Source organism: Solwaraspora sp. WMMB762 (assembly GCF_049179115.1).
Classification (GTDB): domain Bacteria; phylum Actinomycetota; class Actinomycetes; order Mycobacteriales; family Micromonosporaceae; genus Micromonospora_E.
Genome location: NZ_JBMHMD010000001.1, coordinates 2318197 through 2343057 on the forward strand (window position 1 = coordinate 2318197; position 24861 = coordinate 2343057).

The window sequence follows — 24861 nt, forward strand, 5'->3', positions numbered from 1 at the left end:
AAACCCGACCCGCCGGTGGGCCGGATTACGTCGGCTGAGGCCGCTGGCCTAGCCTCGTCACGTGGCAGATGTCGCTGCGATCGCCGTCCCGCCGTTCACGGTCTCGGCCCTGTTCACCGAGATCCAGCTGACCAACTGGCTGGCGCTGACACTCGTCGTGGCCGCCGGCCTCTATCTGTACGGGGTGCACCGGCTGCGGCTGCGCGGCGACCACTGGCCGGTGTCACGCACCGTACTGTTCCTCGGCCCCGGACTGGGTGGCATCGCCGCCGTCACGGTGAGCGGACTCGGCGCCTACGACACCACGCTGCTGTCGGTGCACATGGTCCAGCACATGGTGCTGTCGATGATCGCGCCGATCTTTCTCGCGCTGGGTGCACCGGTCACCCTGGCGCTGCGCACCCTGCCCGGCAACCCTCGGCGCCGCCTGCTCGCCGTCCTGCACAGCAGGTACGCCCGGGTGGTCACTTTCCCGCTGGTCGCCTTCGGCCTGTTCGTCATCAACCCGTTTGTGCTGTATTTCACTGATCTGTACCGGTTGACCCTGGAAAGCAGCCTCGCCCACGAGTTCGTCCACGCCCACTTCATCATGACCGGCTGCCTGTTCTTCTGGCCGCTGGTCGGGCTCGACCCGCTGCCCGGCCGCTGGCCGTACCCGGCCCGGGCGCTGCTGATGGTGCTCTCCGTGCCGTTCCACACCGTGCTCGGGCTCACCGTCATGCAGAGCAGCACCCTGTTCGGCGGCGACTGGTACCCGTCGCTCGGGCTGACCTGGGCCGACCCGTGGGCCGACCAGGAGGTGGCCGGCGGCGTCCTGTGGGCCGGCGGGGAGTTCGTCAGCGTCACCATGCTCGCCGTGCTGGTGGTGCAGTGGATGCGCCAGTCCGAACGGGAAGCCCGACGCATCGACCGGGAACTCGACCGTCAGGAGGCACGACAGGCCCGCGCGGCGGCCGCCGCCGACTGACCCGCTCGCCGGACGCGACCCGGACGGACGGTACGATCAGCGCGCAGCTACGAGGTGGGAGTCGAGCGAGAAGATGACCGAGCGCGTGCACACCGTCCTGCTCTACAGCGACGACCCGCAGGTACGGGACCGGATGCGGCTGGCCGTCGGCACCCGCCCCGCCACCGACCTGACCGTCGAGTTCGTCGAGGCGTCCGACTACGCCGGGTGCGTCCGGCTGGTTGACGAGTACGAGATCGACCTGATGCTGCTCGACGGTGAGGCCACCCCCGGCGGCGGGCTCGGCATCGCCCGGCAGATCAAGGACGACCGCGCCGACGCGCCGCCGACCTGCGTGGTGATCGCCCGCGCCGCCGATCGCTGGCTGGCCTCGTTCGCCGAGGTCGACGCCACCCTGATGCACCCGCTCGACCCGGTGACCACCGGCCAGACCGTCGCCGGCATGCTGCGCGGCCGGTCCGGCAAGCTGCCCGCCGCCTGACCTACCCCTGCACCGGGCCGTACCGTCCACGTTCCGCCGCACCGCCCCGTACCGCATCGCGCACGCCCCATCGCACCTGGGAGACCCCATGGGTGAACGGTCCTGGCCGAATCTGCTCAACGCGCTGCTCGCCGGCGAGCAGCTCTCCACCGCCGACACCACCTGGGCGATGGGCGAGATCATGACGGGCTCCGCCACACCCGCGCAGATCGCCGGCTTCGCCGTCGCGCTGCGGGCCAAGGGCGAGACGCCAACCGAACTGGTCGGGCTGGTGGAGGCGATGATCGCCAACGCGGTGCCGGTCGGTCTGCCGGACGGCCTGCGCGCGGAGACGGTAGACGTGGTCGGCACCGGCGGCGACCGGGCCCACACGGTGAACATCTCCACCATGGCGGCGATCGTCACGGCCGCCGCCGGCGCCCGGGTGGTCAAGCACGGCAACCGGGCGGCCTCGTCCTCGTGCGGCGCGGCCGACCTGCTGGAGCACTTCGGCGTCCCGCTCGACCTGGGGCCAGAAGGAGTGGCCCGGTGCGTGGCCGAGGTCGGCATCGGGTTCTGCTTCGCCGCCCGGTACCACCCGGGGATGCGGCACACCGGGACGACCCGGCGGGAGATCGGCGTACCGACCGTGTTCAACTTCCTCGGCCCGCTGACCAACCCGGCCCGGCCCCGGGCCGGGGCGATCGGCTGCTTCGACACCCGGATGGCGCCGGTGATGGCCGAGGTGTTCGCCAGCCGGGGCGACACCGCACTGGTGGTGCGCGGCGACGACGGGCTCGACGAGCTCAGCACCGCCGCCCCGACCAGGGTCTGGTTCGCCGCCGACGGGGCGGTCCGGGCGATGGTCGTGGACACCGCCGAGGACCTGGGGGTCGCCCGCAGCGCTCCCGGCGATCTCCGGGGCGGGGACGCCGCCTTCAACGCCGACGTCACCCGGCGGCTGCTCGCCGGCCAGACCGGTCCGGTCCGGGACGCGGTGCTGGTCAACGCCGCAGCCGCGCTGACCGCTCAGGCCGTACAGACCGGCGCCGCGCCGGCTGACGAGCTGCTGGAGACGATGCGGACGCAGCTGGGCCGGGCCGCCGAGGCGGTGGACAGCGGCGCGGCCGCCGCACTGCTGGACCGGTGGGTGCAGGTGGCCCGGTCGGCTGCGGGTACCACCACCGGCTGAGAGCCCACTGGGACTCCTGGGGCCGATGAGATCACTGAGACACACTCACAGGCAGCTACCATCATATTCCCAGCTTTGCCCCTTTTATCCGCAGATTCGATGACGTAGCGTAATCACTGACCGCAAGGGTGCGGTGCCCCCCGCCCCCTCCCCCCCTTGAGGTCAGCGATGCTGCGGATCTTCCTCACCGCACTGGTCGTCCTCGGCGGTCTCTTCCTCGTCTCCCTGCTGGTCGCGTTCGGCTACGGTCTGCTGCGCCCGGAACGGGTCCGCCGCGCCGCCCGGACGCGCGGCGTCAACCACCCCCGGTACGGCCCGGTACGCCACGATCAGGTGGCTGTCCTCGTCGCCTGCCGCAACGGCGCCGGTACCATCGGCGCCGCGGTGAGCGCCGCACGCCGTACCGGGGCACCGGTCTTCGTCGTCTCCGACGCCTCGACCGACGACACCGCCCGCCGGGCGGCCGAGGCCGGCGCCGACGTGCTGGACCTGGCCACCAACGTCGGCAAGCCGGCCGCCTTGCACGCCGGGTACCGGCACTTCCAGCTCGGCGCACGGTTCCGGGCGGTGGCGATCCTCGACGACGACGTGATCATCGCCGAGAACTTCGTCACCGAGGCGCTGGCCACAATGACCGACCAGGTCGCGATCGCGGTCGGCCACAACGTCACCTGGTGGCCACGTGAGCACCGGTGGAATCCCTGGCTGGCCAAGCGGGCCTACAGCTACTGGAACTACCAGCTGTTCCTGCGCCGGATCCAGAGCCACTTCAACGTGATGAACTGCATCTCCGGCTCGAACTCGCTGTACCGGGTGGAGCTGCTCGACCGGGTGCTGCCGCAGCAGCCGCCGTACATCGTCGACGACACCTACTGGGTGCTGGAGACGCACCGCCGCGACCTGGGCCGGGTCGTCTACGCGCCCCGGGCCACCGCGCTGTTGCAGGACCCGACCTCACTACGTGACTGGTACAAGCAGAATCTGCGCTGGCTCTGGGGCACCTTCCAGGGCATCCTCGGTCACCGGGTGGGCCGGCAGGTCAGCACCTTCGACTACGCGTACCTGCTGCTGATCCTGCACTGGGTGCTGTACGTGGCGGGTGCCCCGCTCACCATCTGGGTGCTGGCCACCGCCGGACCAGGGCTGCTGACCGGGCTGCTGCTCCTCGCCGCCGGCCAGGGTGTCTGGGTGGCACTGGCCGCCTGGCGGCTACGGCACCCGCAACTGCTGCTCCTGCTGCCGCTGATCATGGTCGCCGACCTGATCTACCGGGTGATCTTCGTCCACGCGGCGGTCAAGGCCATCCGCCGCCCCACCGTCGACCGCTGTGTCTGGTCCTCGCCGGAGCGGATCGGCACCCCGGCAGCCGCCGCCACAGCCGCCACCCCGGCAGCCGTCACACCGTGAAAGCCGTCGACAGACCCTGAACCCGTCCAGCAGACCCTGAACTAGTTCAGCACGCCCTGAACCACCTCGAACGCCCTCAGGAGGCAAAATGTCCGCGAGTCAGGACCTTCCGGTCACCGGAGCACCGGCCGCAGCCGTCGGGCTGGTCGGCGCGATCTCCCTCGCCATCGGTACGGCGCTGGTCGCCGTCGCCGGCTGGGGTGCCAAGCTGCGCCGCCGCAACAACCGGTGACGGTCGGTCGGCTCAGCCGGAGCGGGCGACGGTCAGCTCAGTGCTCGGCGGTACGCCGGGTGCCGGTGTAGTACTCGAACAGCAGGCCGGCCGCGGTGGCGATCACCGAGAGCAGGCCGAAGATGAGCAGCCACCACTGCCAGAAGACCAGGCCGAGACCGGCGATGGTGGCGGCCAGTGCCACCCCGAACGGCCAGTAGCTGCCCGGGCTGAAGAAGCCGACCTCGCCCGCTCCGTCGGAGATCTCAGCGTCCGGCCGGTCCTCGGGGCGCAGATCGATCCGGCGCGACACGAACCAGAAGAAGCCGCCACACATCGTGCAGAGCAGGAAGGACAGGATCAGCGCCGTGGTGCCGATCCACTCGACGTGCCCGAGCTGCCCGTAGGTCCACGCCGGGTAGACACCGGACACGACGAGCAGGAACGCCGCGACGATGCCGAACAGTCGCCACTCGGTCTTCATGACCGGCCCTCAGCTTCCCGCGCCCTGGGCGCTCGCGTTCCCGAAGTTCTGCGCGTCACGCTTGGTATCGAACGGGAAGGTCGTCACCGCGTACGGCTCCTCCCCGATCGCGGCCAGCGCGTCCGGCGTCGAGCTGCCGGCCTGCTTCGCCGCGATGAACTGGTCGTACTGCTCCGGGTCGACCACACGCATCTCGAAGTTCATCATCGAGTGGTACGTGCCGCACAGCTCGGCGCACCGGCCGACGTAGGCGCCGTTCTGTTCGATGGTCACCTCGAACTGGTTGCGGATGCTGCCCGGGAAGACGTCCCGCTTGAACAGCAGCTCCGGCACCCAGAACGAGTGGATCACGTCGGTGCTGGTCTCCTCGAAGCGGATGGTCCGCTCCGACGGCACCACCAGCACCGGGATGATGTCGGACGAACCGACCGTCGACGCCACCGTGTTGGCGTCCTCGCCGACCCCGTCACGGTAGTTGAACTGCCAGTTCCACTTGAACGCGACGACCTCGACGGTGACGTCCGGGTCCTCGCTGAGCCGGTCGACGTCGGTCTGCACCACGGCCGTGTAGTAGAACAGCACCGAGACGACCAGGATCGGCGCGATGGTGTAGAGGAACTCCATCGGCATGTTGAACCGGGTCTGCACCGGCAGCTGGTCGCCGCGCTTGCGGTACCGGATGATGCACCAGAAGATCAGGCCCCAGACGAAGACGCCGACCGCGAGCGCCGCGATCACCGAGGCGATCCAGAGGTCGTACATCCGGTGGGCCTGCGGGGTGATGCCCTGCGGCCAGCCGAAGCCGCCGAACGCCGCCCCGACGTCGCAGCCAGTGAGCAGGGTGAGCAGTGCCGCGCCGCCGATACCGAGCCCAGCGGCCCGCAACCGGAGCTGACGCCGGCCGGGCGCACGCCGTGCGTGCGTCGGCTGCCGGCCGTCGGCCGACGGCTGCCCTGCTGAATCGCTTGCGACCACCTGGTCCTGCCTCCCTCGCGGTGCCACCGATGCCACCTGTGGCAACCGGATCGACCTGGCCACGCGTGACGACATCGGCGATCAAAGGCGTCACCGACGGTCGCAGATTACTCGACCCGACCGGTCACCATCGGCGTGGGGTCTGGTTTGTCACCCGCCACGACCACCGGCGGCCCAGCCCACGGCCGGTACCGTCGGTGGCTGTGGACTATCTCGACGCCGCGACCGCCGCACCGCTGCACCCGGTCGCCCGGGATGCGCTGTCGGCGGCGCTGACCGACGGCTGGGCCGACCCGGCCAAGCTGTACACCCGGGCCCGCCGGGCCGGTCAGCTCCTCGACGCGGCCCGCGAGGTCACCGCCGACGTGCTGCGGGTTCGCGTCGACGAGATCTCCTTCACACCCAGCGGTACGGTCGCCGCGCACGCCGCCGTACTCGGCGGTCTCGCCGGGCGGCGTCGGGTCGGGCGCACCCTGGTGCACTCGGCGATCGAGCATTCGGCGGTGCTGCACGCCGGGCAGCGGCACACCGCCGACGGCGGCGAGGCGGTGTCCGTGCCGGTGGACCGGCTCGGCCGGCTCGATCTGGCCGCCTGGTCGGCGGCGGTGTGCCGGCCGGGTGTGGCGTTCGCCGCACTGATAAGTGCAAGCCACGAGGTGGGTACGGTCCAGCCGGTCGCCGAGGCGGCCCGGGTGTGCGCCGCGCACGACGTGCCGCTGTACGTCGACGCCGCCCAGTCGGTGGGTCGGGTGCCGGTGCCGGACGGCTGGTCGGTGCTGACGGCCAGCGCCCACAAGTGGGGCGGGCTGCCGGGCGTCGGGGTGCTGGTGGTCCGCAAGGGCACCCGCTGGGAGTCGCCCTACCCGGCCGACGAGCGGGAGTTCGGCCGTACGCCCGGAGCGGTGAACCTGCCGGCGGTGGTCGCTTCGGCGGCGGCGCTGCGCGCGGTGGCCGCCGAGGCGGACACCCAGGCCGCCCGGTTGTCGGCGCTGGTGGACCGGATCCGCGCGTCGGTGGCCGCGACGGTGCCGGACGTGGAGGTGGTCGGCGATCCGACCGACCGGCTGCCGCACCTGGTCACCTTCTCCTGCCTGTACGTCGACGGTGAGGCGCTGCTGCACGCGCTGGACCGGCGAGGCTTCGCCGTCTCCTCCGGCTCGTCGTGTACGTCGTCGACGCTGCGCCCGTCACACGTGCTGGAGGCGATGGGGGTGCTGTCGCACGGCAACGTCCGGGTGTCGCTGCACCGGGACACCACCGACGCGGAGGTGGACCGGTTCCTGGCCGAGCTGCCGCAGGTGGTGGCCGACCTGCGGGCCGAGGCCGGGGTGCTCGGGCTGTGACCGACGACGACGCGGCACCGCAGCCCTCCGGCGGCGAGACGGCGCAGCCACCTGGTAGCGAGGTGGCGGAGACTCTCGACTGCCTCGGTCAGCGCTGCCCGCTGCCGGTGATCGCGCTGGCCCGGCGGCTGCCGCAGCTGCCGGTCGGGTCGGTGGTCCGGGTGCTGGCCGACGATCCGGCGGCCGCCCTGGACATCCCGGCCTGGTGCCGGATCCGCGGTCAGGAGTTCGTCGCCGCGTCGACCGTCGCCGACTCCCCCGCCTTCGACGTCCGCCGCACCAGCTGAGCTGTCCGCCGCACCCACTGAGCGGATGGTGGCGCCACCGATGTGAGGCTGAGATACCTTACGACGCGCAGATTAGGTATCTCAGCCTCACATCGGCGTGTCCAGAGGGTCGGCCGCCCGCGCGCGCTACAGGTAACGGACGTCATGCTCGAGTCGAAGAGGTGCGTGCGAGGATGGCGGGTGTGAGCGCGCAGAACGGGTGGAGCAAGCTGCTGGAGTCCAACCCTGGGCACTCACAGTGGTACGTCGACCGGTTCCGGTCGCTGGCCCGCGACGGTGCCGACCTCGACGGTGAGGCGCGGCTGGTCGACGCGATGCTGCCCCGTACGGCGCGAGTGCTGGACGCCGGCTGCGGTCCAGGCCGGGTCGGCGCGGCGCTGGCCGCCGCCGGTCACGACGTCGTCGGCGTCGACCTGGATCCGGTGCTGATCGGCGCCGCCCGGCAGGACCACCCCGGGCCGCGCTGGCTGGTCGGCGATTTGGTTGAGCTCGATCTTCCCGCACAGGGCATCACCGACGGCTTCGACGCGATCGTCAGCGCCGGCAACGTCATGACGTTCCTGGCTCCGGACACCCGTCGGGAGGTGCTGCGCCGGATGCGGCTGCACCTGCGCGACGGTGGCCGGATCGTGGTCGGGTTCGGCACCGACCGGGGCTATCCGGTCACCGACTTCCTGGCCGACATGCACGCCGCCGATCTGGTCGAGGATCTGCTGCTGGCGACCTGGGACCTGCGCCCGTACCGCGACGACTCCGATTTCCTGGTCGCGGTGCTGCGACCGGCCTGACCCCGCCGGTCAGGTCAGCTGGCGACCGTCGGTCGGGTCGACCCACACCAGCTGTACGGGGCGGACCATCCCGTACATCCGCAGTGCTGCCTTGACACCGCTGAACGGGTTGGGCAGACCGCCGTTGGTCGGTACGACCACGGCTTCGTCGTCGAACGCCAGCCCCCAGCCGAGCACTCCACCGTCCTCGCCGTCCTCGCCGGCCTCAGTCTCCGCACAGATGGCGAAGCGCGCCGGCGGCTCCCCGTGTAGGACTTCCAGCAGCCTGCGCTGCTCGTCATCCATCCCCGACGACCCTCGCTCCTCGTTCCCGTCCACTACACGCTCCCTTCCATCGATGACTAGACGTCTAACGTAAGCAGTTGCATCGAGATTGGCAATAGGCAATGATAACTGCATCGCTAGCGGAAGGCGGGAGTGATGAGCACACGGATGGACCCCTCGGCGCTGCGCTGGCTGATCGGTGCCGAGCTGAGTCGCTACCGGCGCGACGTGCCGATGTCGCTGAGCGAGCTGTCCGCCGAGACGGGGATCGGCAAACCCAAGCTCGGGCACATGGAGACCGGCCGCTACCAGCAGTTCCCGGACGACATCGCCAAGGTGCTGCGGACCTGCGGTGCCGACCAGCCGACGATCGAACGGCTCACCTCGCTGGCCGGACGATCGGACGCCAAGACCTGGTGGGCACCCTGGGCGAACGTCGTGCCCGACTGGTTCCGGACCTACGTCGGATTGGAAGGGCTCGCCGACGGCGCGTTCGTCTTCGAGTCGATGGTGATCCCCGGCCTGCTGCAGACCGAGGAGTACGCCCAGGCGCTCACCCTCGGCACCGGGTTCGTCCGGCCCGACCACGCCGAACGGTTCGTGTCCTTCCGTCAGGCCAGAGCACGCCGGCTCACCGACGACGAGCCACTGACGCTGCATGCGGTGATCGGCGAGGCAGCGTTGCGGCTCCGGGTCAACGGCGACGAGACCCGGCGCGCGCAACTGCGGCACCTCGCTGACCTCGCCAGCCTGCCACACGTCACCGTCCAGATCATCCGGCCCGAGGACGGGCCACATGCGGCCGGCGCGATCGGCAAGTTCGTGGTGCTGGACTTCGACCGGGTCCGGCCGATCGCCTACACCGAGCTCGTCGACGGTGCGATGTACATCCAGGACCCGGACGGGGTACGCACTTATACGATGGTGGCAGACAACCTGCGTCAGGCCGCCCTCTCGCCCGCCGATTCCCGCGCGCTGATCCGGGAGCTGGCCGACGCGGCATAGCACTGGAGGCTGTCATGCCCACCCCCGATCAGACCACCGCCCGCTGGTTCACCAGCAGCCGCAGCACCAACAACGGCGACTGCGTCGAGTGCGCCGTACTGCCGGACGCCATCGCGGTCCGCGACAGCAAGGACCGCACCGGACCAACGTTGCACTTCTCCGCCGACCAATGGACCGCCTTCGTCACCCAGCTGACCGCGCGGCGGGTGAGCTGAGCAGAGACCAAGATCAGGTGAGCGCTGTGGACGTCTCAACCGCGAGGTGAGATCCATGACAGTAGAGACGGTTGGTCAGGCCGGCAGGTGGGCGCGGACGTCGTCAGCGGCGGCGTCGCCGTACGAGTCGGCGAGCCGCTTGAGGAAGATGTCCGGCTTGACGGCGTACTCCTGCGGTCCGGTGGTCTCCAGCACCAGCGCGGCGAGCAGGCAGCCGACCTGCGCGGCGCGCTCCAGGCCGAGGCCCCAGCCGAGGGCGGCGAAGAAGCCGGCGCGGAAGCCGTCGCCGACACCGGTCGGGTCGTCGGCGACCACGTCACGGGCCACCGGTACGTGGATCCGCTCGATGCCCCGGCCGGTGATCTCCACCCCGTCGGCACCGAGCGTGGTGACCCGTACCGACACCAGGTCGAGCACCTGGTCGCCGGTGAGGCCGACCTTGCTCTCCAGCAGCGACCGCTCGTACTCGTTGGTCAGCAGATACTCGGCACTGTCGATGAGTTGGCGGACGTCCTCGCCGCTCATCCGGGCCAGCTGCTGGGACGGGTCGGCGGCGAACCGGTAGCCCCGGGCCCGGCACTCGGCCGAGTGGCGCAGCATCGCCTCGGGGTCGTTGGCGCTGACCAGCACCAGTTCGAGGCCACCCACCCGGGCGGCGACCGGCGCCAGCTCGATGTTGCGGGCCTCACTCATCGCACCGGCGTAGAAGGACGCGATCTGGCACAGGTCGTCGTCGGTGGTGCAGACGAAGCGAGCCGTGTGCGCCAACTCGCTGACATGCACCGAGTCGCAGTCGACGCCGTGGCGCTCCAGCCAGGAACGGTAGTCGGCGAAGTCGGCGCCGACCGCGCCGAGCAGCACCGGGCGCAGACCGAGCTGGGCCATCCCGAAGGCGATGTTCGCCGCCACCCCGCCCCGGCGGACGACCAGGTCGTCGACGAGGAACGACAGGGACACCTTGTCCAGCTGATCGGCGATCAGCTGGCCGGCGAACCGGCCGGGAAAGTGCATCAGATGGTCGGTGGCGATCGAGCCGGTGACGGCGATCTTCATGAGGGCCCTCGGGTGTCGGGGGTACGGAAATCGTGCGCGGGCCAGCTTACCGGGACGGGAGCCACCGGAACCCGTACCTGTCTCAACTATGCACGTTCAGCGCACAACCGACCGACTGCCGCCCAGGGCCGGACTGACGTCTGCCCCGGACGGCACCGAAAGGACCGATCGGATCAGTGGAAGGAGTCGCCGCAGGCGCAGGAGTTCTGCGCGTTCGGGTTGTCGATGGTGAAACCCTGCGCGTCGATCCGGTCCGCGAAGTCGATCTTCGCGCCGGTCAGGTACGGGGCGCTCATCCGGTCCACCACGACCTCGACGCCACCGAAGTCGTCGACGATGTCCCCGTCCAGCGACCGCTCGTCGAAGAACAGCTGGTACCGCAGGCCGGAGCAGCCGCCGGGCTGTACGGCGACCCGCAGCCGCAGGTCGTCGCGGCCTTCCTGGTCGAGCAGTGCCTTGACCTTCTCGGCCGCCACGTCGGTGAGGACGACGGTGGTCGAGGCGGCGGTCTCGGCCGTTTCGGACTGCGCTGATGTGCTCACGTGAAGGTCTCCCCTGCGACGGTGCGAATTCGTCCGTATCAGGTAACGCTAACCGGCCGGGCCACGATTCCCAATCCGGGTGGCCACAATCCGTACGTGATCCGCCGCGCATCCCACCATCCGGAAGATCATCAGAAACTCACCGTCCCTCGGCCGCCGGCCCGCCGTCAGCGGCTCCACTGCCCGGCCAGCCGGGCGGCGATCCCGCGCAGCCCGTCCGCCGGCCGGGCCAGCGCCTGCGCCAGCCCACCGCCGGTCTCGCCGCCGAAGTGGTCGACGAGGGCGTACGCCTCGGTGACGCCGGCCGCGGCCGACTCCCGCCGGCCGGTGGAGACCTGGCCGGCGAGCACCACGCAGGGCAGTCCCCGGTCCCGGGCCGCGCCAGCCACCCCGGCGACCACCTTGCCGCGCAGCGACTGGTGGTCGAACGACCCTTCGCCGGTGATCACCAGGTCGGCGGCGTCCAGCGCGGCGGGCAGCCCGATCAGCGCGGTGACGAGGTCGATGCCGGACTCGCACCGCCCGCCGAGGGCGAGCAGCGCGGCACCGATGCCACCGGCGGCGCCGGCCCCGGGCAGCGCGGCCAGCTCCGGCGGGCAGCCCGGCAGGTCCGCGACCAGGGTGCCGGCGAACCGCTGCAGCGCGGCGTCGAGCAGCAGTACGTCGGCCCGGTCGGCACCCTTCTGCGGCCCGTACACGTTGCTGGCCCCGTGCAGCCCGGTCAGCGGGTTGTCGACGTCGGTCGCGGCGACCAGTTCGACCCCGCGCAGCCGGGGTGCGCCGTCGAGGCGGTCGACCCCAGCGAGGGCCGCGCCGCCGTACGGCAGTGCGTAGCCGGCGGCGTCGAGCGGGGTGACCCCCAGCGCGGTGAGCATGCCGGCGCCGGCGTCGTTGGTGGCCGACCCGCCGAGCCCGACGACCACCCGACGGGCACCGTGTTCGACCGCCGCGACCAGCAGCAGCCCGAGGCCGTACGAGGTGGTGTGTTTCGGGTCACGTTCGGCCTCGGCGAGCAGGTGCAGGCCGCACGCCTGGGCGCTCTCCACGTACGCGGTCGGGCCGGCGGTCACGGTCGCCCCGGCCCCCGGGCCGTCGACCAGCAGGATCTCGCCCGGCACCGGTCGGCCGAGTGGGTCGACCGTCGGTACCGGGACCCGCCGGCCGGCGGTCGACCCGGCCAGTACCTCGACGAATCCCGGGCCGCCGTCGGACAACGGGCGCAGCATCAGTTCGTCGGTGGGCGCCCGGTCCCGCCACCCGGTGGCGACGGCGGCGGCCACCTCGGCGGCGGGCAGGGTGCCGGCGAACTTGTCCGGACAGATCAGGACCCGCATGGTTTGGCAGTGTGGCAGGCCACACTTGGGCTGGTCGCAGGCGGGCGGACCTGTGCGAGCATGGATCTCGTGACTTCGACGTGGGTTGAGCCTTCCAGCACCGCGACCGCCCTGTTGCTGCTCGGTCGGGGCAGTGACCCGGCCAGCGAGCGCGGCGTCGACTGTCCGGGTGAGCTCCCGGCACCCAGCGACCCGGATCTGGTCGCCCGGGCCACCGCCGCCAAGGCGGCGCTCGGCGACCGGGTCTTCGTGCTCGGTCACCACTACCAGCGCGACGAGGTCATCCAGTTCGCCGACGTCACCGGCGACTCGTTCAAGCTGGCCCGGGAGGCCGCCGCCCGGCCGTCGGCCGAGTTCATCGTCTTCTGCGGTGTGCACTTCATGGCGGAGAGCGCCGACATCCTGACCGGCGACGCCCAGCGGGTGGTGCTACCGGATCTGGCCGCCGGCTGTTCGATGGCGGACATGGCGGCCCTCGGCCAGGTGGAGACCGCCTGGGAGGCGCTGGCCGACGCGGGCGCGGCCGACTCGACGGTGCCGGTGACGTACATGAACTCGTCGGCGGACATCAAGGGCTTCGTCGGCCGCAACGGCGGGGTGGTCTGCACCTCGTCGAACGCCAAGCGCGCGTTGACCTGGGCGTTCGAGCGCGGTCAGCGGGTGCTGTTCCTGCCGGACCAGCATCTGGGCCGCAACACGGCGGTGCTGGAGATGGGCCTCGACGCCGACGACTGCGTGCTCTACGACCCGCACAAGCCCGGCGGTGGGCTGACCGCGCAGCAGCTGCGCGAGGCGAAGATGGTGCTCTGGCGGGGACACTGTTCGGTGCACGGCCGGTTCACCCGCAGCAGCGTCGACGAGGTGCGGATGCGGGTGCCCGGGGTGAACGTCCTGGTCCACCCGGAGTGCCGCTACGAGGTGGTCACCGCCGCCGACCAGATCGGCTCGACGGAGTACATCATCCGGACCATCGAGGCCGCCCCGGCCGGATCGGCGTGGGCAGTGGGCACGGAGCTGAACCTGGTCCGCCGGTTGGCGCTGGCCCACCCGGACAAGCAGGTCATGTTCCTGGACCGGACGGTCTGCTACTGCTCGACGATGAACCGGATCGACCTGCCGCACCTGGTGTGGGCGTTGGAGGAGCTGGTCGCCGGCCGGGTGCCGAACCAGATCACGGTCGAGGCGCGTACGGCGCATTTCGCGCGGGTCGCGTTGGACCAGATGCTGGCACTGCCCTGATCGGACAGGCCCCCTGGATCGGATAGCAGACACCGCATCACCAGATCACCCAACGTAATCTAAGTCCTACGTATACGTGCCGTCGTTCCCGAATTCGTGCCAATCGCAGCCGCTGCGGGATCCCACTTTCATCACGGAGCGCTATGCTGCCTCAGGCGACGAACGGGCAGCGCGGATCTTCGATGCTCCCCGGTGACAGCCGGTAACCGGATGTCACCCGAGGTCCACCGACCGCCGGCTCCGTACGTGGGTCGTCCGGTTTCACCCACCGCCGGCCGGGGACATGTTCATCCCATCTCGCCGGGCCAGCTCCACCCCACAAGACGGCAGCATCGACGCGCTGGAGGTTCCCTTGACCGACGACGTCCTGATCGTGCACGGCGGCACCCCCCTGCACGGGCAGATCCGGGTCCGAGGCGCCAAGAATCTCGTCTCCAAGGCGATGGTGGCCGCCCTCCTCGGCGACGAGCCGAGCAGGTTGTACGACGTACCGCGGATCCGCGACGTCGAGATCGTCCGAGGCCTGCTCGAACTGCACGGGGTCAAGGTCAGCGACGGCGTTGAGGACGGCGAGCTGGTGCTCGATCCGGCCAATGTGGAGAGCGCCTCGTTCGACCAGATCAACGTGCATGCCGGCTCCAGCCGGATCCCGATCCTGTTCTGCGGCCCGCTGCTGCACCGGCTCGGTCACGCCTTCATCCCGGACCTCGGCGGTTGCCACATCGGTCCCCGGCCGATCGACTTCCACATGCAGGCGCTGCGCGAGTTCGGCGCGGTCGTCGAGAAGACCCCGCAGGGGCTGCACCTGACCGCGCCCAACGGTCTGCACGGCACCAAGTTCGAGCTGCCGTACCCGAGCGTCGGCGCCACCGAGCAGGTGCTGCTGACCGCCGTACTCGCCGACGGGGTGACCGAGCTGCGCAACGCCGCGGTCGAGCCGGAGATCGTCGACCTGATCTGCGTCATGCAGAAGATGGGCGCGATCATCAAGGTGCACACCGACCGGGTGATCGAGATCCACGGCGTTCCCCGGCTCGGCGGCTACTCGCACCGGCCGATCCCGGACCGGATCGAGGCGGCCAGCTGGGCGGCGGCGGCGCTGGCCACCGGCGGCGACGTCAACGTGCTCGGCGCGCAGCAGGCCGACATGATGACCTTCCTGAACGTGTTCCGGTCGGTCGGCGGCGCCTACCAGGTCACCGACGCCCGCCCGCCGCGCGTCGGCAGCGCCGGCCAGGAGGGCGGCATCCGCTTCTGGCACCCGGGCAACGAGCTGCGCGCGGTGGCCCTGGAGACCGACGTGCACCCGGGCTTCATGACCGACTGGCAGCAGCCGCTGGTCGTCGCGTTGACCCAGGCCCGTGGGCTGTCGATCGTCCACGAGACGGTGTACGAGCAGCGGCTGGGCTACACCGAGGCGCTCAACACGATGGGCGCGACGATCCAGGTCTACCGGGAGTGCCTGGGCGGTACGCCGTGCCGGTTCGGTCGGCGCAACTTCAAGCACTCGGCGGTGATCGCCGGGCCCAGCAAGCTGCACGCCGCCGACCTGGTCATCCCGGACCTGCGGGCCGGGTTCAGCCACCTGATCGCGGCGCTCGCCGCCGAGGGCACCTCCCGGGTGTACGGCGTCGACCTGATCAACCGCGGGTACGAGGACTTCGAGGCCAAGCTGGCCGACCTCGGCGCCCACGTGGAACGCCCCTGATCCGACGCGACCCGTCTCTGATCCGACGCGTCCGCGCCCGGATCCGACGTACCCGCGCCCGGTTCGTGCCCTCGTGGACCGGACCGGGCCGGGGCGTCCGGTGCCCTCGTTCGCCGGCCGGCGAGCGACGACCGGGTGCGAGGTGCGGGTGACGCACCTGGTTGGCTACCCTTCACGCGTGCCGTCGCTGTTTCGCCGCAAGTCCGCCGATGTCGTGGAAGCCGACCTGCCGGAGGACGATGTTCCCCCGTCGCAGGAGGAGGCCACGTCCGCCCGTGCCCGCCGGCACACGCCGAGCAAGAAGGAGCTCGGTGTGGTCACCCCCAAGCGTCCGGGTGCCGGTCGCCAGCCGGCGGCGAACGCCAAGCCGCTGACCAAGCAGGAGGCCCGCGAGCAGCGGCGGGCCCGACGGGCGGCGGTCTCGGAGGAGTTCCGGCGCGAGGGCGGGCCACGCGACCGTGCCCCGGAGCGCGGGCTCGCCCGCGACGTGGTGGATTCCCGGCGTACGGTCGGCACCTGGTTCTTCGGTGGCGCGCTGCTCGTGCTGATCGGGTCCGGCCCGACGATGCCGCCAGCGGTGCAGTTGGCGTCGAACCTGCTCTGGGTGACCCTGGCGGTGCTGGTGGTCGTCGACTCGTTGTTGATCTCCCGCCGGATCCGCAGACTGGTGCGGGAGCGGTTCCCCAAGTCGGACCAGCGGATGGGCGGCCTGTACTTCTACGCCATCATGCGCGCGATGACGTTCCGCCGGATGCGCACCCCGATCCCGCGGGTGGAGCTCGGCGACAAGATCTGACCTGCCCGGCAGGCGCTGGCCGGGCTACGGCACCCGAGAGCCGGAGCACCTCGGCGGGGCGGAAAAGACACTGTTTCGATTCAGTGCGGGCGGTTCGGTGGCGTCGACCGAGCCCGCGCGGCTACCCTCCATCCGCAACCACGCCGCCACTGGGCCGGGGGGACCCGATCGGGTTGCCACGGTCGCTCAGCGAGTATTCGACGAGGTGACACGCCGTGAGCGAGCCACACGGACCGCTGACACGGTTCTCGCCTGCCCGGCGGGCCGCCCGTAACGACACCCGCGGCGAGGTGCCGGCGTGACCGAGGGGTACTTCGACCGCCGTTGGCAATCTTGGCAGTGGGAGGGCGACGGCGCACCGGACCGTTCGGCCGACGGACATCGCGACGTCGGCTGGGACGACGACGACCGGTGGGAAGCGATGCGCCGGGCGCGGGACCATCGGCCGCAGGAACCGGGCTGGGTCACCGATCCGACCAACGAATGGGTGCCGCTGCCGGGCCAGCGGTACCCCGGCGACAACGGCGCGGGTCGGTCGGCCCGGCGGGAACCGACCAGCCGCGGTGTCAGCCGTGGGCGAGCCAACGTCTACCAGTCCGGTTCCGGAACCGGGCGGGCACCTGTCGGCGACCGGACGGACCAGCCCCCGGCCCGCAGGCCGCGGATTGACGGCGACCGGGCCCGGCGGGACGGTCATCGCGAGGCGCCACGCCCGAACGAACCTGCGCCGGAAGCCGCCGGGGCCGCCGGCTGGTTCGCCGAGGGCGGCCAGCAACAGCCGTCCCACACCGACGGGACCGGCCGTCGGCAGCATCCCGACGACGTGTTCCACCAACGCCGCCGGCATCCGGACGATGTCTTCCACGAGCGCCCGTACCCACCGGAGCGACGCCGTGGTGGTCCACCCGTCGATCGGGACCGGCCCCCGTGGCAGCCGGCTGAGCCGTTCGACCGGGACCGGCCACAGCCGCGTGATCAACGGCCGGTGCGGCCGGACGGCCCGGCGTCCCGGTGGGACCCGCACCACCGGGCAGGCCCACCGGACGGCCCTCGCCGGGACGGACAGCAGCCCTCGGACGCCGGCCCACGCCGCACACCGCAGCGCTGGCATGCGCCACCACCGACGGCACCCGCACCGCCGACGGCACCACCGCCGCCACCGACTGCACCGACTGCACCGACTGCACCAGCACCGGATCGCCCGGCTGCCGCCCGCCCGCACGGCCGGCAGCCGGGACCGGACGAGGTGTACCGGGTCCAGCCCGCCGCCCAGGCACCCCCGCCGACGCCTCCGGAGCATCCGACGCCTCCGGAGCATCCGGCGCGTCCGATCTCCGGCGCGGTCCCGCCACCGCCGGGTCGGATGCCCACGGGAGGGGCGGTCACCGACGGCCGGATCCACCGACCGGATCCGGGTCAGACCGGCGAACAACTGCCGATTCCGGTCTCCGCCCCGGCCGGGCCGCCCCCGGAGTTCCGGGTGCAGACGCCGACCGGCGAGCACCCGCAGATCCGGCCGGTTCCCCGAGGGGAGGACGCCGCCGAACCGGAGTACGTGGTACGGGCCAAGGCCGAGCCGCGGCACGCCCCGCCGCCGTACATCGTGCGCCCGCAGCCGGACCAGCCAGCACCGCCGCGACCGGTGCAAGCCTCCCCGACGGTGCCCGTGGCTGCTCCGCCGACGCCGGTCTCCCCCGCCGCCGCACCGTCCGGTCGAGTTCCGTCCGAGGCCCCGGTCCCAGTCCCGGCGGAGGCCCCAGCCGAGGTCCCGGCGGAGGCCCCACTCCAGCCGGACCTCCCGGCGTCACCGGCCGCCGCGCTGGTACGGCCGGACACATCGCCCGCTGCGGAAACCTCCGCTGCGGCCGCTGCTGCGGACAGCGACGGCGGACCGGCTCCGCTGCCCGACCAGCTCAATAGCGGCCCGGCCGACACCGAACCGGCCGACACCGACCCGCCTGGCACCGAGCCGGCTGCCGGACTCACCGACGATCCGATCGGTACCGCCCCGGATGACAACGATGGCGGGTCCGGCTCCGCCCCTGCCGGGCCGCCGGCCAGTCCGGACACTGTCCTACCGGTCACCGGGACCGCCGCCGGCTCGGCCACGGCGCTCGGCGCACCCACCATGCTGGCCCCGCTCGTGCAGCCGGACCTGCCAACCGACGAACCCGACCCGGCGCAGGATCCCGAGACGGCACCGGACGAGACCGAGCCCCAGCTCAGCGATCCCGAACAGATGCTGTCGTCGTACCACTGGCGTTTCCACCACGAGACGCTACGTGAGCTGGTGGACAATCCCGACGAGTTCCGGGCCATCCGGGACCGGCTCACCGAGAAGATCGAACCGGCGACTGACAACGCCACCCGGGCCCGGCTGTTGAGCCTGCGGGCGGTCGTCTCCCGCATCCTCGGCGACCTCGGCAAGGCACTGGCCGACGCCAAACTGGCGCTGGCGCACGCCGAGGCGACCGGGGAACTACGCCGGGTCGCGATCGCCCAGGCGCGGCTGGCGCACGTGCTGCAGTGGCGGGGTGACTTCGCCGAGGCGGACCGGTTGTTCGAGGAGGCCAACTCGGCCGAACTACCGGACCGGCTGCGGGCGACGATGCATGAACACGCCGGTCGGTCCTGCTACGACCAGGGCCGCTACATGGAGGCGTGCAACCACTTCGAACGTGCGCTGGAGCTGCGCAAGGTCGAGGATCCGGACCTGATCGCGCGTACCGAGCTGGCGCTGGACGCGGTGTTCGCCAAGGTCGCCGAGAACGGGTGGGGGCCGTACCCCCGGGACCGGGAGGAGATCCTGCGGCTGCACCGTCCGCCGCGTCCGACCTTCAGCGACCAGGCCCAGCAATGGGGGTACGCGGGAGTCGACGGTGAGCTGGTGATCGCTCCCGGCTACGCCGACGTCCAGCCGTTCCACGAGGGGGTGGCCTGGGTCCGCCGGCCGGAGGCCAAATGGTGGGAGCTGATCGACGAGTCGGGGACGACGGTGATCGCGCCAACCGCCGGCTACATCGGGGTCGGCTCGTTCTCCGACGGACTCGCCTGGGTCACCGCCGACGGCACCGGCAGCTGGATCGCCATCGACCGGAACAACACCGTGGTGATCGGGACCGGCTTCGAGGACGTACGCCCGTTCCGGCGCGGCGTCGCGGTGGTCCGGCGCGGCGGCTGGGGTGCGGTCGACAAGACCGGCCGGATGCTGCTCCCGCCCCGGTTCGGCGGCTTCCCGACCGCGCTCACCGACGGCCGCTACATCGACGGCTTCACCGACGAGGGTTTGGCGATCATCGACTCGGGTGGGCGCAAGGGCGTGGTCGACCGGTCCGGACGGATGGTCGTACCACCGGTGCATCCGGCGATGGCGATCCATCCGGTGGCGTTCCTGGTCGCGGCCCCCGACGGACACTGGGGGGCGTTGGACCGGCGCGGGGAACCGCTGATCGACCCGGTGCTGCCCAGCCGCGCGGACGTGATGGACGAGATCGACCGGCTGCTGGCCGACACCAAACCGCTGCTGTGACGCCGCGGTACTCGGCGCCCGTACCGGACAACCGGTCCGTCGGCACCATCGCGAGATCGATTTACCGCTGTATGCAAGCTCATGCCGGACGCCCCGGCGGGCCGACGGCCCACTAGGGTTGGGGCATGGAATTCCGACACCTAGGCCGCTCCGGCATGCTCGTCAGCGAGATCTCCTACGGAAACTGGATCACCCACGGATCGCAGGTGGAGGAAGAAGCAGCCAACGCCTGCGTACGCGCCGCGCTGGACGTCGGCATCACCACCTTCGACACCGCCGACACGTACGCCGGCACTCGGGCCGAGGAGGTGCTCGGCCGGGCGCTGCGTGGCGAACGCCGGGAAGGGCTGGAGATCCTGACCAAGGTTTTCTGGCCGACCGGCGAGGGCCGCAACGACCGGGGACTGTCCCGCAAGCACATCATGGAGTCGATCAACGGCTCGCTGCGCCGGCTGCAGACCGACTACGTCGACCTCTACCAGGCGCACCGGTTCGACTACGCCACTCCGCTGGAGGAGACGATGGAGGCCTTCGCCGACATCGTGCATTCCGGCAAGGCCCACTACATCGGGGTCTCGGAGTGGAACGCCTCGCAGATCCGTCAGGGCCACGCCCTGGCCCGTGAGCTGAAGATCCCGCTGGTGTCCAACCAGCCGCAGTACTCGATGCTGTGGCGGGTCATCGAGGCCGAGGTGATCCCGGCCAGCGAGGAACTCGGCGTCGGGCAGATCGTCTTCTCGCCGCTGGGTCAGGGTGTGCTCACCGGCAAGTACCAGCCTGGTCAGCCACCGCCGGCCGGCTCGCGGGCCACCGACCAGTCCGGGGGCGCGACGTTCATCGCCCGGTTCATGACCGACCAGACGCTGAGCACCGTGGCGCAGCTCAAGCCACTCGCCGAACAGGCCGGCCTGTCGATGGCCCAGCTGGCCCTCGCCTGGGTGCTGCAGAACCCCAACGTGTCGTCGGCCATCATCGGTGCCACCCGACCCGAGCAGGTGCGCGACAACGTCAAGGCCAGCGGGATCCAGCTGGACGGCGGTCTGATGAAGGCCATCGACGAGATCCTGGAGCCGATCGTCGAGCGGGACCCGGGCCGGACCGTCAGCCCGGCCAGTCGGCCGTAGCCGGCAGTTGAGAGGTCATGCCGCTGCGGCCCCGACGCCGCAGCGGCGTGACACACCGGCCGACGCACCCGGCCCGGCACCGGTGGACCGCCGCCCCACCGGGCAGCCGTCAGGACCAGAAACGGATCAGCGCCAACCCGTAGCTGTAGAGCGGGGCGGGCAGCCCGAGCAGGTCGCCCAGCCAGTACACGGCCCGGAAGAACGCGCCGCCGATCTGGTCGTCCCACAGCAACGCGAACAGGCCGATGAACCCGAACGGTGCGAGCACCTGGTAACCGCGCTGCCAGGCCGGTGGCAGCCACGGTTGGATCATGTTGCCGCCGTCCAGGCCCGGTACCGGCAGCAGGTTGAGCACACTGGCGGTCAACTGCAGGAAGCCCAGCAGAGCGATCCCCGCCCAGAACTCCTGGCGGGTGCCCGGATCCACGCCGAGGAGGAACGGCACCGCGAGCGCCACGGCGAGGGACACGTTGACCGCCGGGCCGGCGAGGCTGACCAGGGTGTGCCGGACGCGGCCCGCGATGCGGTGCCGGTCCACCCAGACCGCACCGCCGGGCAGGCCGATCCCGCCGAGCAGGACCACCAGCACCGGCAACCCTACGGACAGCACCGGATGGGTGTATCTGAACGGGTTGAGGGTCAGGTAGCCCCGGTACGCCACGCTGCGGTCGCCGAACCGGTAGGCGACCAGCGCGTGCGCGTACTCGTGCAGGCAGAGCGAGACCAGCCAGCCGCTGACCACCAGCACGAAGACGGCCAACCGGGCGTACCGCTCACTTGACCAGGCGAGTGCGCCGCTGCCGACCACCAGGGCGACCAGGACGAGGAAGACCGGACTGGGCCGCCAGCTCGTCGCTGGCCGACCGGCCCGCAGGCCACCCGACGGCCCGTCGGACGGCACCGGCCGCATCTCACTTGCCTGCCGGCAGCAGACTCATCCGGTACTCGGTGCGGTCGTCCTCCAGCAGCTCGACCGAGGCGACGCCCGCTGCGGCCAACTCCCGCCAGGCCTGGCCGATCCAGGACTCGGCGTCGGCCTGGGTGCCGAACGTCTCGGTCGGCCCCTGCGCGGGCTGACCTTCCGCGTCCACGTACCGCCAACTCCATGGCATATCGCTGCTCCCGTTAGCTTTCAGTGCGCTTCGACCCAGTGCGCGTCAACCCTCGGCGATGGATGCATGCAAGCCTAGCCGCGACCGGTGACATCCCACCGCACCGGAGCACCGCCGGCACCGCCCCGGCAGGTCACGGCCGGCCGCGCCCGCCGTAAGGTACGGGCATGTCCGTTGGCGGGTGGCAGTCCATTCTCGTGCTCGGTGGGATCCGGTCCGGCAAGTCCGACTACGCCGAGTCCCTGGTGACCGGGGATCCGGTGGTGCGTTACGTGGCGACGGGAGCGGCGGATCCGTCCGACGCCGAGTGGCTCGCCCGGATCGAGGAGCACCGGGCACGCCGGCCGACCGACTGGCACACCGACGAGGCCACCGGGGATCCGGGCCGGCTGATCGAGGCGATCTCGTCGGCCCGCGCGGAGGAGACGCTGCTCGTCGACGACGTGGGCGGCTGGATCGCCGCGCTGCTCGATCCGGCTCGGCAACCGGCCGACGACCGGGCCGCCATCGCTGAGCTCGCCGCCGCGGTGCGGTCCTGTCCGGCCCGGTTGGTGCTGGTCAGCCCGGAGGTGGGGCTGGCGCTGGTGCCGTCCACACCGGTCGGCCGGGCGTTCGCGGATGCGCTCGGCCTGACCAACCAACTGCTGGCCGAGGTGGCCGACGCGGTGGTGCTGGTCGTGGCCGGACAGCCGGTGCAGCTGAAGTCGACCGGGCTGGCCGCGACCGGGCCGACCGTGACCGGGCCGACCGAGCAGGCCAGGCCGGAGCAGACCGAGCAGACCAGGCTGGCGAGCGGCCCGGAGCAGGCCGGCCCGGAGCAGCCTGAGCAGGCCGGCCCGGAGCTGGCGGCGGCCGATGGTTCCGGCACGGCGGCGCAGATCACCCCCGGGATGACCCTGCCGATGCCGGCGGAGCGGACCCGGACCGCCGGCGTCGCCCGGCTGGGCCGGCTGGACCTGCCCGGCGCCGGGTTCGGTGTGCTCGAAAACGTCATCGGGTTCGCCGCCGGTACGCAGGACGCGGCCAGCCCGCGACCGTGGGAGCAGGTCCAGGTGGTGCTGATCCACGGCGACCACGAAGGTGGAGTCGCCGCCGGCGACAGCCCGCAGGACTCGGCGCGCCGGGCCGACCAGGCCCGCGCCGGCCACGGGGCGCTGGCGCGGCTGGCCGCCACCGCCGGTGCGGTCGTCGACGTCGTCGCCGCCCCCGTCGCCGCCCCGATCGAACACCAACCGGCGCTCACCCCCGACGAGGTGGACAGCGCGTTGGCGACCGGGTGGGAGGTGGCGCAGCGGGCCGGCCGGGCCGGCGTGGCGGCGATCGTCATCGCCGCCTGCGGCGCGGGCGGTGCCGCCGCAGCGGCCGCCGTCGTCGCGGCGACCACCGGCGCGGAGCCGGCGGCGCTGCTCGGCCGGGTGCCGGCGGCGGGCGGAAAGGTCGACGACGCCGCGTGGATGTCACGGTGCGCTGCGGTACGCGACGCGCTGCACCGCACCCGGCGCGGCACCCGTGGTGCCCGGGAGGTGCTGGCGGAGTACGCCGGCGGGGAGATCGCGGTGGCCACCGGGGTGCTGCTCGGTGCGACCGCCAACCGGATCCCGGTGCTGTTGGACGGCCCGGTCGGGGTGGCCGCCGCGCTGGTCAGCCGGGATCTCGCTGGCCAGGCCCGGCACTGGTGCCTGCTGCCCGACCATGGTCGGCAGCCGACCGTGCGGCACGCGGCGGACGTACTCGGCCTGACCCCGCTGCTGGACCTGCGGCTCGACCTGGGTGAGGGCGCCACCGCGCTGGCCGCGTTGCCGCTGCTGCGTTCGGCGCTCGCCCTGGCCGACACGCTCGACGAGCACCCGACGTTCGCCGAACCGGAGCCGGCCGGCCCCGGTCCGGCCGCTGCCGACCCGGTGCGGTGACCGGCGCGCGGCCCACCGGTGCGGTGCACACCGTCTCCGCCGGCGTCCGGCTCGCCGTCACCACCTTCACCGTGTTTCCGCTGCGGCCCGGCGCGGTGCACCGGGCGGCGGCGGCCGTGGCGATGTCGGTCGCCCCGGTGGTCGGCCTCGGGCTGGGCATGCTCCTCGCAATGGCCCTGCTCGCGCTCTCGGCCGCCGGGACCCCGGCGCTGGTCGCCGCAGCGCTCGTGACGGGCCTGGCCGCAGCGTCGACCCGGGGTCTGCACCTGGATGGACTGGCCGACACCGTTGACGCGCTCGGCTCACACCGGCCCGCTGACGGCGCGCTGGCGGTGATGCGCCGGCCGGACATCGGTCCGTTCGGCGTGGTTGCCCTGGTCGTCGTACTGCTGGCGCAGACGGCGTCGCTCGGGTCGCTACCGGCCGGCCGGTCGTGGCCGGCGGTCCTGGCGACGGTCGCCGCCGCAGTCGCGGCAGGCCGGCTGGCGGTCACCTGGGCCTGCCGGCAGGCCGTGCCGGCCGCCCGACCGGACGGGCTGGGCGCGCTGGTGGCCGGCACCCAGCGGTGGCCGGCGGTGGCGGCCGGCACGGTCCTGGTCGCCGCCGTGGCGGTCGCCGCCGTACCCGGCCGCCCCTGGCAGGGGCCGCTGGTCGTGCTGGGCGCGGTGCTGCTGTGGCTGATCTGGCTGCGCCATCTGGTCCGCCGGTTCGGCGGGATCACCGGCGACGTGCTGGGTGCCGGCGTCGAGTTCACCACCACCGCCGTCTACCTGGGCCTGGTAACCGTGCGGTGACCCGGTGCCCGGTGACCGACGGTGCCGGCCACACCCCGACCGCGCGTCGGCAGCGGGCCACGGCGATCGGCAACCTCGGCCGCCACGGGTCCGCTGCGCGGTAGCGTTCACCTCGCCAGTGA

At 72.0% G+C, this 24861-nt stretch carries 25 protein-coding genes; 17 read left to right on the plus strand and 8 right to left on the minus strand.

Translation table 11 applies throughout. The annotated features are described in order from the left end of the window. The first annotated feature begins 61 nt into the window (after positions 1 to 61). The 5 genes from ACN27J_RS10175 (at position 62) to ACN27J_RS10195 (ending at position 4258) form a co-directional block, all read left to right on the plus strand. Entirely contained in the window at positions 62 to 967 is a 906-nt protein-coding gene (locus ACN27J_RS10175) for a cytochrome c oxidase assembly protein (protein ID WP_421365430.1), read from the plus strand. A 73-nt stretch (positions 968 to 1040) separates the two neighbouring features. Continuing rightward, positions 1041 to 1448 carry a hypothetical protein gene (locus ACN27J_RS10180; protein WP_278170359.1) on the plus strand — a complete coding sequence of 136 codons (408 nt, stop codon included), beginning with the start codon at positions 1041 to 1043 and terminating at the stop codon, positions 1446 to 1448. A gap of 88 nt (positions 1449 to 1536) precedes the next feature. Continuing rightward, entirely contained in the window at positions 1537 to 2619 is a 1083-nt protein-coding gene (trpD, locus tag ACN27J_RS10185; protein ID WP_421365432.1) for an anthranilate phosphoribosyltransferase, read from the plus strand. 168 nt (positions 2620 to 2787) lie between these two features. Continuing rightward, positions 2788 to 4026, plus strand: a complete 1239-nt coding sequence (locus ACN27J_RS10190; RefSeq protein ID WP_421365434.1) for a glycosyltransferase family 2 protein — start codon at positions 2788 to 2790, stop codon at positions 4024 to 4026. A gap of 88 nt (positions 4027 to 4114) precedes the next feature. After that, complete coding sequence (locus ACN27J_RS10195) at positions 4115 to 4258, plus strand: hypothetical protein (RefSeq protein WP_278170362.1); 144 nt, start codon at positions 4115 to 4117, stop codon at positions 4256 to 4258. A gap of 37 nt (positions 4259 to 4295) precedes the next feature. On the opposite strand, the gene ACN27J_RS10200 is transcribed toward ACN27J_RS10195, so the two are convergent. Together ACN27J_RS10200 and coxB are read right to left on the minus strand one after the other, a co-directional pair. After that, positions 4296 to 4721: a cytochrome c oxidase subunit 4 gene (locus tag ACN27J_RS10200; protein ID WP_278170363.1), complete on the minus strand. Its 426-nt coding sequence runs from the start codon at positions 4719 to 4721 to the stop codon at positions 4296 to 4298. A 9-nt stretch (positions 4722 to 4730) separates the two neighbouring features. After that, the gene (gene coxB / locus ACN27J_RS10205) at positions 4731 to 5606 is read right to left on the minus strand and encodes a cytochrome c oxidase subunit II (RefSeq protein ID WP_421372179.1); all 876 of its coding nucleotides are present in this window, start codon (positions 5604 to 5606) and stop codon (positions 4731 to 4733) included. A 287-nt stretch (positions 5607 to 5893) separates the two neighbouring features. Between coxB and ACN27J_RS10210 the strand changes: the two genes are divergently transcribed. The 3 genes from ACN27J_RS10210 to ACN27J_RS10220 all read left to right on the plus strand — a co-directional run bounded on the left by ACN27J_RS10210 (position 5894) and on the right by ACN27J_RS10220 (position 8114). After that, the gene (locus ACN27J_RS10210; protein WP_421365437.1) at positions 5894 to 7039 is read left to right on the plus strand and encodes a cysteine desulfurase family protein; all 1146 of its coding nucleotides are present in this window, start codon (positions 5894 to 5896) and stop codon (positions 7037 to 7039) included. Positions 7040 to 7101: 62 nt separating this feature from the next. After that, positions 7102 to 7326 carry a sulfurtransferase TusA family protein gene (locus ACN27J_RS10215; protein WP_282234728.1) on the plus strand — a complete coding sequence of 75 codons (225 nt, stop codon included), beginning with the start codon at positions 7102 to 7104 and terminating at the stop codon, positions 7324 to 7326. Positions 7327 to 7499: 173 nt separating this feature from the next. Further along, positions 7500 to 8114: a class I SAM-dependent methyltransferase gene (locus ACN27J_RS10220; RefSeq protein WP_421365439.1), complete on the plus strand. Its 615-nt coding sequence runs from the start codon at positions 7500 to 7502 to the stop codon at positions 8112 to 8114. Between the two features lie 9 nt (positions 8115 to 8123). Here ACN27J_RS10220 and ACN27J_RS10225 read toward each other — a convergent pair whose 3' ends face one another. Then, positions 8124 to 8399 carry a hypothetical protein gene (locus ACN27J_RS10225; RefSeq protein WP_421365442.1) on the minus strand — a complete coding sequence of 92 codons (276 nt, stop codon included), beginning with the start codon at positions 8397 to 8399 and terminating at the stop codon, positions 8124 to 8126. Positions 8400 to 8534: 135 nt separating this feature from the next. On the opposite strand from ACN27J_RS10225, the gene ACN27J_RS10230 reads away from it, so the two are divergent. Together ACN27J_RS10230 and ACN27J_RS10235 are read left to right on the plus strand one after the other, a co-directional pair. Beyond that, positions 8535 to 9383 carry a helix-turn-helix domain-containing protein gene (locus ACN27J_RS10230; RefSeq protein ID WP_421365443.1) on the plus strand — a complete coding sequence of 283 codons (849 nt, stop codon included), beginning with the start codon at positions 8535 to 8537 and terminating at the stop codon, positions 9381 to 9383. A gap of 14 nt (positions 9384 to 9397) precedes the next feature. Then, positions 9398 to 9598 (plus strand): DUF397 domain-containing protein, encoded by a 201-nt coding sequence (locus ACN27J_RS10235; RefSeq protein ID WP_421365445.1) that lies wholly within the window; start codon positions 9398 to 9400, stop codon positions 9596 to 9598. A 75-nt stretch (positions 9599 to 9673) separates the two neighbouring features. Here ACN27J_RS10235 and ACN27J_RS10240 read toward each other — a convergent pair whose 3' ends face one another. The 3 genes from ACN27J_RS10240 to ACN27J_RS10250 form a co-directional block, all read right to left on the minus strand. After that, positions 9674 to 10651 carry a carbohydrate kinase family protein gene (locus ACN27J_RS10240; RefSeq protein WP_421365447.1) on the minus strand — a complete coding sequence of 326 codons (978 nt, stop codon included), beginning with the start codon at positions 10649 to 10651 and terminating at the stop codon, positions 9674 to 9676. A gap of 173 nt (positions 10652 to 10824) precedes the next feature. Then, positions 10825 to 11193, minus strand: a complete 369-nt coding sequence (erpA, locus tag ACN27J_RS10245) for an iron-sulfur cluster insertion protein ErpA (RefSeq protein ID WP_278170370.1) — start codon at positions 11191 to 11193, stop codon at positions 10825 to 10827. A gap of 167 nt (positions 11194 to 11360) precedes the next feature. After that, positions 11361 to 12527, minus strand: a complete 1167-nt coding sequence (locus ACN27J_RS10250) for a glycerate kinase (RefSeq protein ID WP_421365448.1) — start codon at positions 12525 to 12527, stop codon at positions 11361 to 11363. Between the two features lie 69 nt (positions 12528 to 12596). On the opposite strand from ACN27J_RS10250, the gene nadA reads away from it, so the two are divergent. The 5 genes from nadA to ACN27J_RS10275 all read left to right on the plus strand — a co-directional run bounded on the left by nadA (position 12597) and on the right by ACN27J_RS10275 (position 20923). Beyond that, positions 12597 to 13766: a quinolinate synthase NadA gene (gene nadA, locus ACN27J_RS10255; protein WP_278170372.1), complete on the plus strand. Its 1170-nt coding sequence runs from the start codon at positions 12597 to 12599 to the stop codon at positions 13764 to 13766. Positions 13767 to 14049: 283 nt separating this feature from the next. Then, a complete protein-coding gene (gene murA, locus ACN27J_RS10260; protein WP_421365450.1) occupies positions 14050 to 15474 on the plus strand; it encodes a UDP-N-acetylglucosamine 1-carboxyvinyltransferase in 1425 nt (474 codons plus the stop codon). 178 nt (positions 15475 to 15652) lie between these two features. Continuing rightward, positions 15653 to 16270, plus strand: a complete 618-nt coding sequence (locus tag ACN27J_RS10265; RefSeq protein ID WP_421365452.1) for a DUF3043 domain-containing protein — start codon at positions 15653 to 15655, stop codon at positions 16268 to 16270. Positions 16271 to 16691: 421 nt separating this feature from the next. Next, positions 16692 to 19799, plus strand: coding sequence for a WG repeat-containing protein (locus ACN27J_RS10270; RefSeq protein WP_421365454.1), 3108 nt, complete (start codon positions 16692 to 16694; stop codon positions 19797 to 19799). Positions 19800 to 19924: 125 nt separating this feature from the next. After that, the gene (locus ACN27J_RS10275) at positions 19925 to 20923 is read left to right on the plus strand and encodes an aldo/keto reductase family protein (protein WP_421365456.1); all 999 of its coding nucleotides are present in this window, start codon (positions 19925 to 19927) and stop codon (positions 20921 to 20923) included. A 109-nt stretch (positions 20924 to 21032) separates the two neighbouring features. On the opposite strand, the gene ACN27J_RS10280 is transcribed toward ACN27J_RS10275, so the two are convergent. Next, the gene (locus ACN27J_RS10280) at positions 21033 to 21824 is read right to left on the minus strand and encodes a site-2 protease family protein (RefSeq protein WP_421372180.1); all 792 of its coding nucleotides are present in this window, start codon (positions 21822 to 21824) and stop codon (positions 21033 to 21035) included. 10 nt (positions 21825 to 21834) lie between these two features. Continuing rightward, positions 21835 to 22035 (minus strand): hypothetical protein, encoded by a 201-nt coding sequence (locus ACN27J_RS10285; RefSeq protein ID WP_123602758.1) that lies wholly within the window; start codon positions 22033 to 22035, stop codon positions 21835 to 21837. 167 nt (positions 22036 to 22202) lie between these two features. On the opposite strand from ACN27J_RS10285, the gene ACN27J_RS10290 reads away from it, so the two are divergent. Together ACN27J_RS10290 and ACN27J_RS10295 are read left to right on the plus strand one after the other, a co-directional pair. Further along, on the plus strand, positions 22203 to 23945 hold the full coding sequence (locus ACN27J_RS10290) for a bifunctional adenosylcobinamide kinase/adenosylcobinamide-phosphate guanylyltransferase (protein ID WP_421365458.1): 1743 nt from the start codon (positions 22203 to 22205) through the stop codon (positions 23943 to 23945). Continuing rightward, positions 23942 to 24739 (plus strand): adenosylcobinamide-GDP ribazoletransferase, encoded by a 798-nt coding sequence (locus ACN27J_RS10295; protein WP_421365460.1) that lies wholly within the window; start codon positions 23942 to 23944, stop codon positions 24737 to 24739. The genes ACN27J_RS10290 and ACN27J_RS10295 overlap by 4 nt, the downstream gene beginning before the upstream one ends. The last annotated feature ends 122 nt before the right edge of the window (positions 24740 to 24861 follow it).

Excerpts from the sequence above, each read along its gene's own strand:
- ACN27J_RS10180 (WP_278170359.1), top strand. The coding sequence starts at position 1,041 with ATGACCGAGCGCGTGCACACCGTCCTGCTCTACAGCGACGACCCGCAG.
- trpD (WP_421365432.1), top strand. The coding sequence starts at position 1,537 with ATGGGTGAACGGTCCTGGCCGAATCTGCTCAACGCGCTGCTCGCCGGC.
- ACN27J_RS10190 (WP_421365434.1), top strand. The coding sequence starts at position 2,788 with ATGCTGCGGATCTTCCTCACCGCACTGGTCGTCCTCGGCGGTCTCTTC.
- ACN27J_RS10195 (WP_278170362.1), top strand. The coding sequence starts at position 4,115 with ATGTCCGCGAGTCAGGACCTTCCGGTCACCGGAGCACCGGCCGCAGCC.
- ACN27J_RS10200 (WP_278170363.1), bottom strand. The coding sequence starts at position 4,721 with ATGAAGACCGAGTGGCGACTGTTCGGCATCGTCGCGGCGTTCCTGCTC.
- ACN27J_RS10220 (WP_421365439.1), top strand. The coding sequence starts at position 7,500 with ATGGCGGGTGTGAGCGCGCAGAACGGGTGGAGCAAGCTGCTGGAGTCC.
- ACN27J_RS10225 (WP_421365442.1), bottom strand. The coding sequence starts at position 8,399 with ATGGATGACGAGCAGCGCAGGCTGCTGGAAGTCCTACACGGGGAGCCG.
- ACN27J_RS10230 (WP_421365443.1), top strand. The coding sequence starts at position 8,535 with ATGAGCACACGGATGGACCCCTCGGCGCTGCGCTGGCTGATCGGTGCC.
- ACN27J_RS10235 (WP_421365445.1), top strand. The coding sequence starts at position 9,398 with ATGCCCACCCCCGATCAGACCACCGCCCGCTGGTTCACCAGCAGCCGC.
- ACN27J_RS10240 (WP_421365447.1), bottom strand. The coding sequence starts at position 10,651 with ATGAAGATCGCCGTCACCGGCTCGATCGCCACCGACCATCTGATGCAC.
- ACN27J_RS10250 (WP_421365448.1), bottom strand. The coding sequence starts at position 12,527 with ATGCGGGTCCTGATCTGTCCGGACAAGTTCGCCGGCACCCTGCCCGCC.
- murA (WP_421365450.1), top strand. The coding sequence starts at position 14,050 with ATGTTCATCCCATCTCGCCGGGCCAGCTCCACCCCACAAGACGGCAGC.
- ACN27J_RS10270 (WP_421365454.1), top strand. The coding sequence starts at position 16,692 with ATGCGCCGGGCGCGGGACCATCGGCCGCAGGAACCGGGCTGGGTCACC.
- ACN27J_RS10275 (WP_421365456.1), top strand. The coding sequence starts at position 19,925 with ATGGAATTCCGACACCTAGGCCGCTCCGGCATGCTCGTCAGCGAGATC.
- ACN27J_RS10285 (WP_123602758.1), bottom strand. The coding sequence starts at position 22,035 with ATGCCATGGAGTTGGCGGTACGTGGACGCGGAAGGTCAGCCCGCGCAG.
- ACN27J_RS10290 (WP_421365458.1), top strand. The coding sequence starts at position 22,203 with ATGTCCGTTGGCGGGTGGCAGTCCATTCTCGTGCTCGGTGGGATCCGG.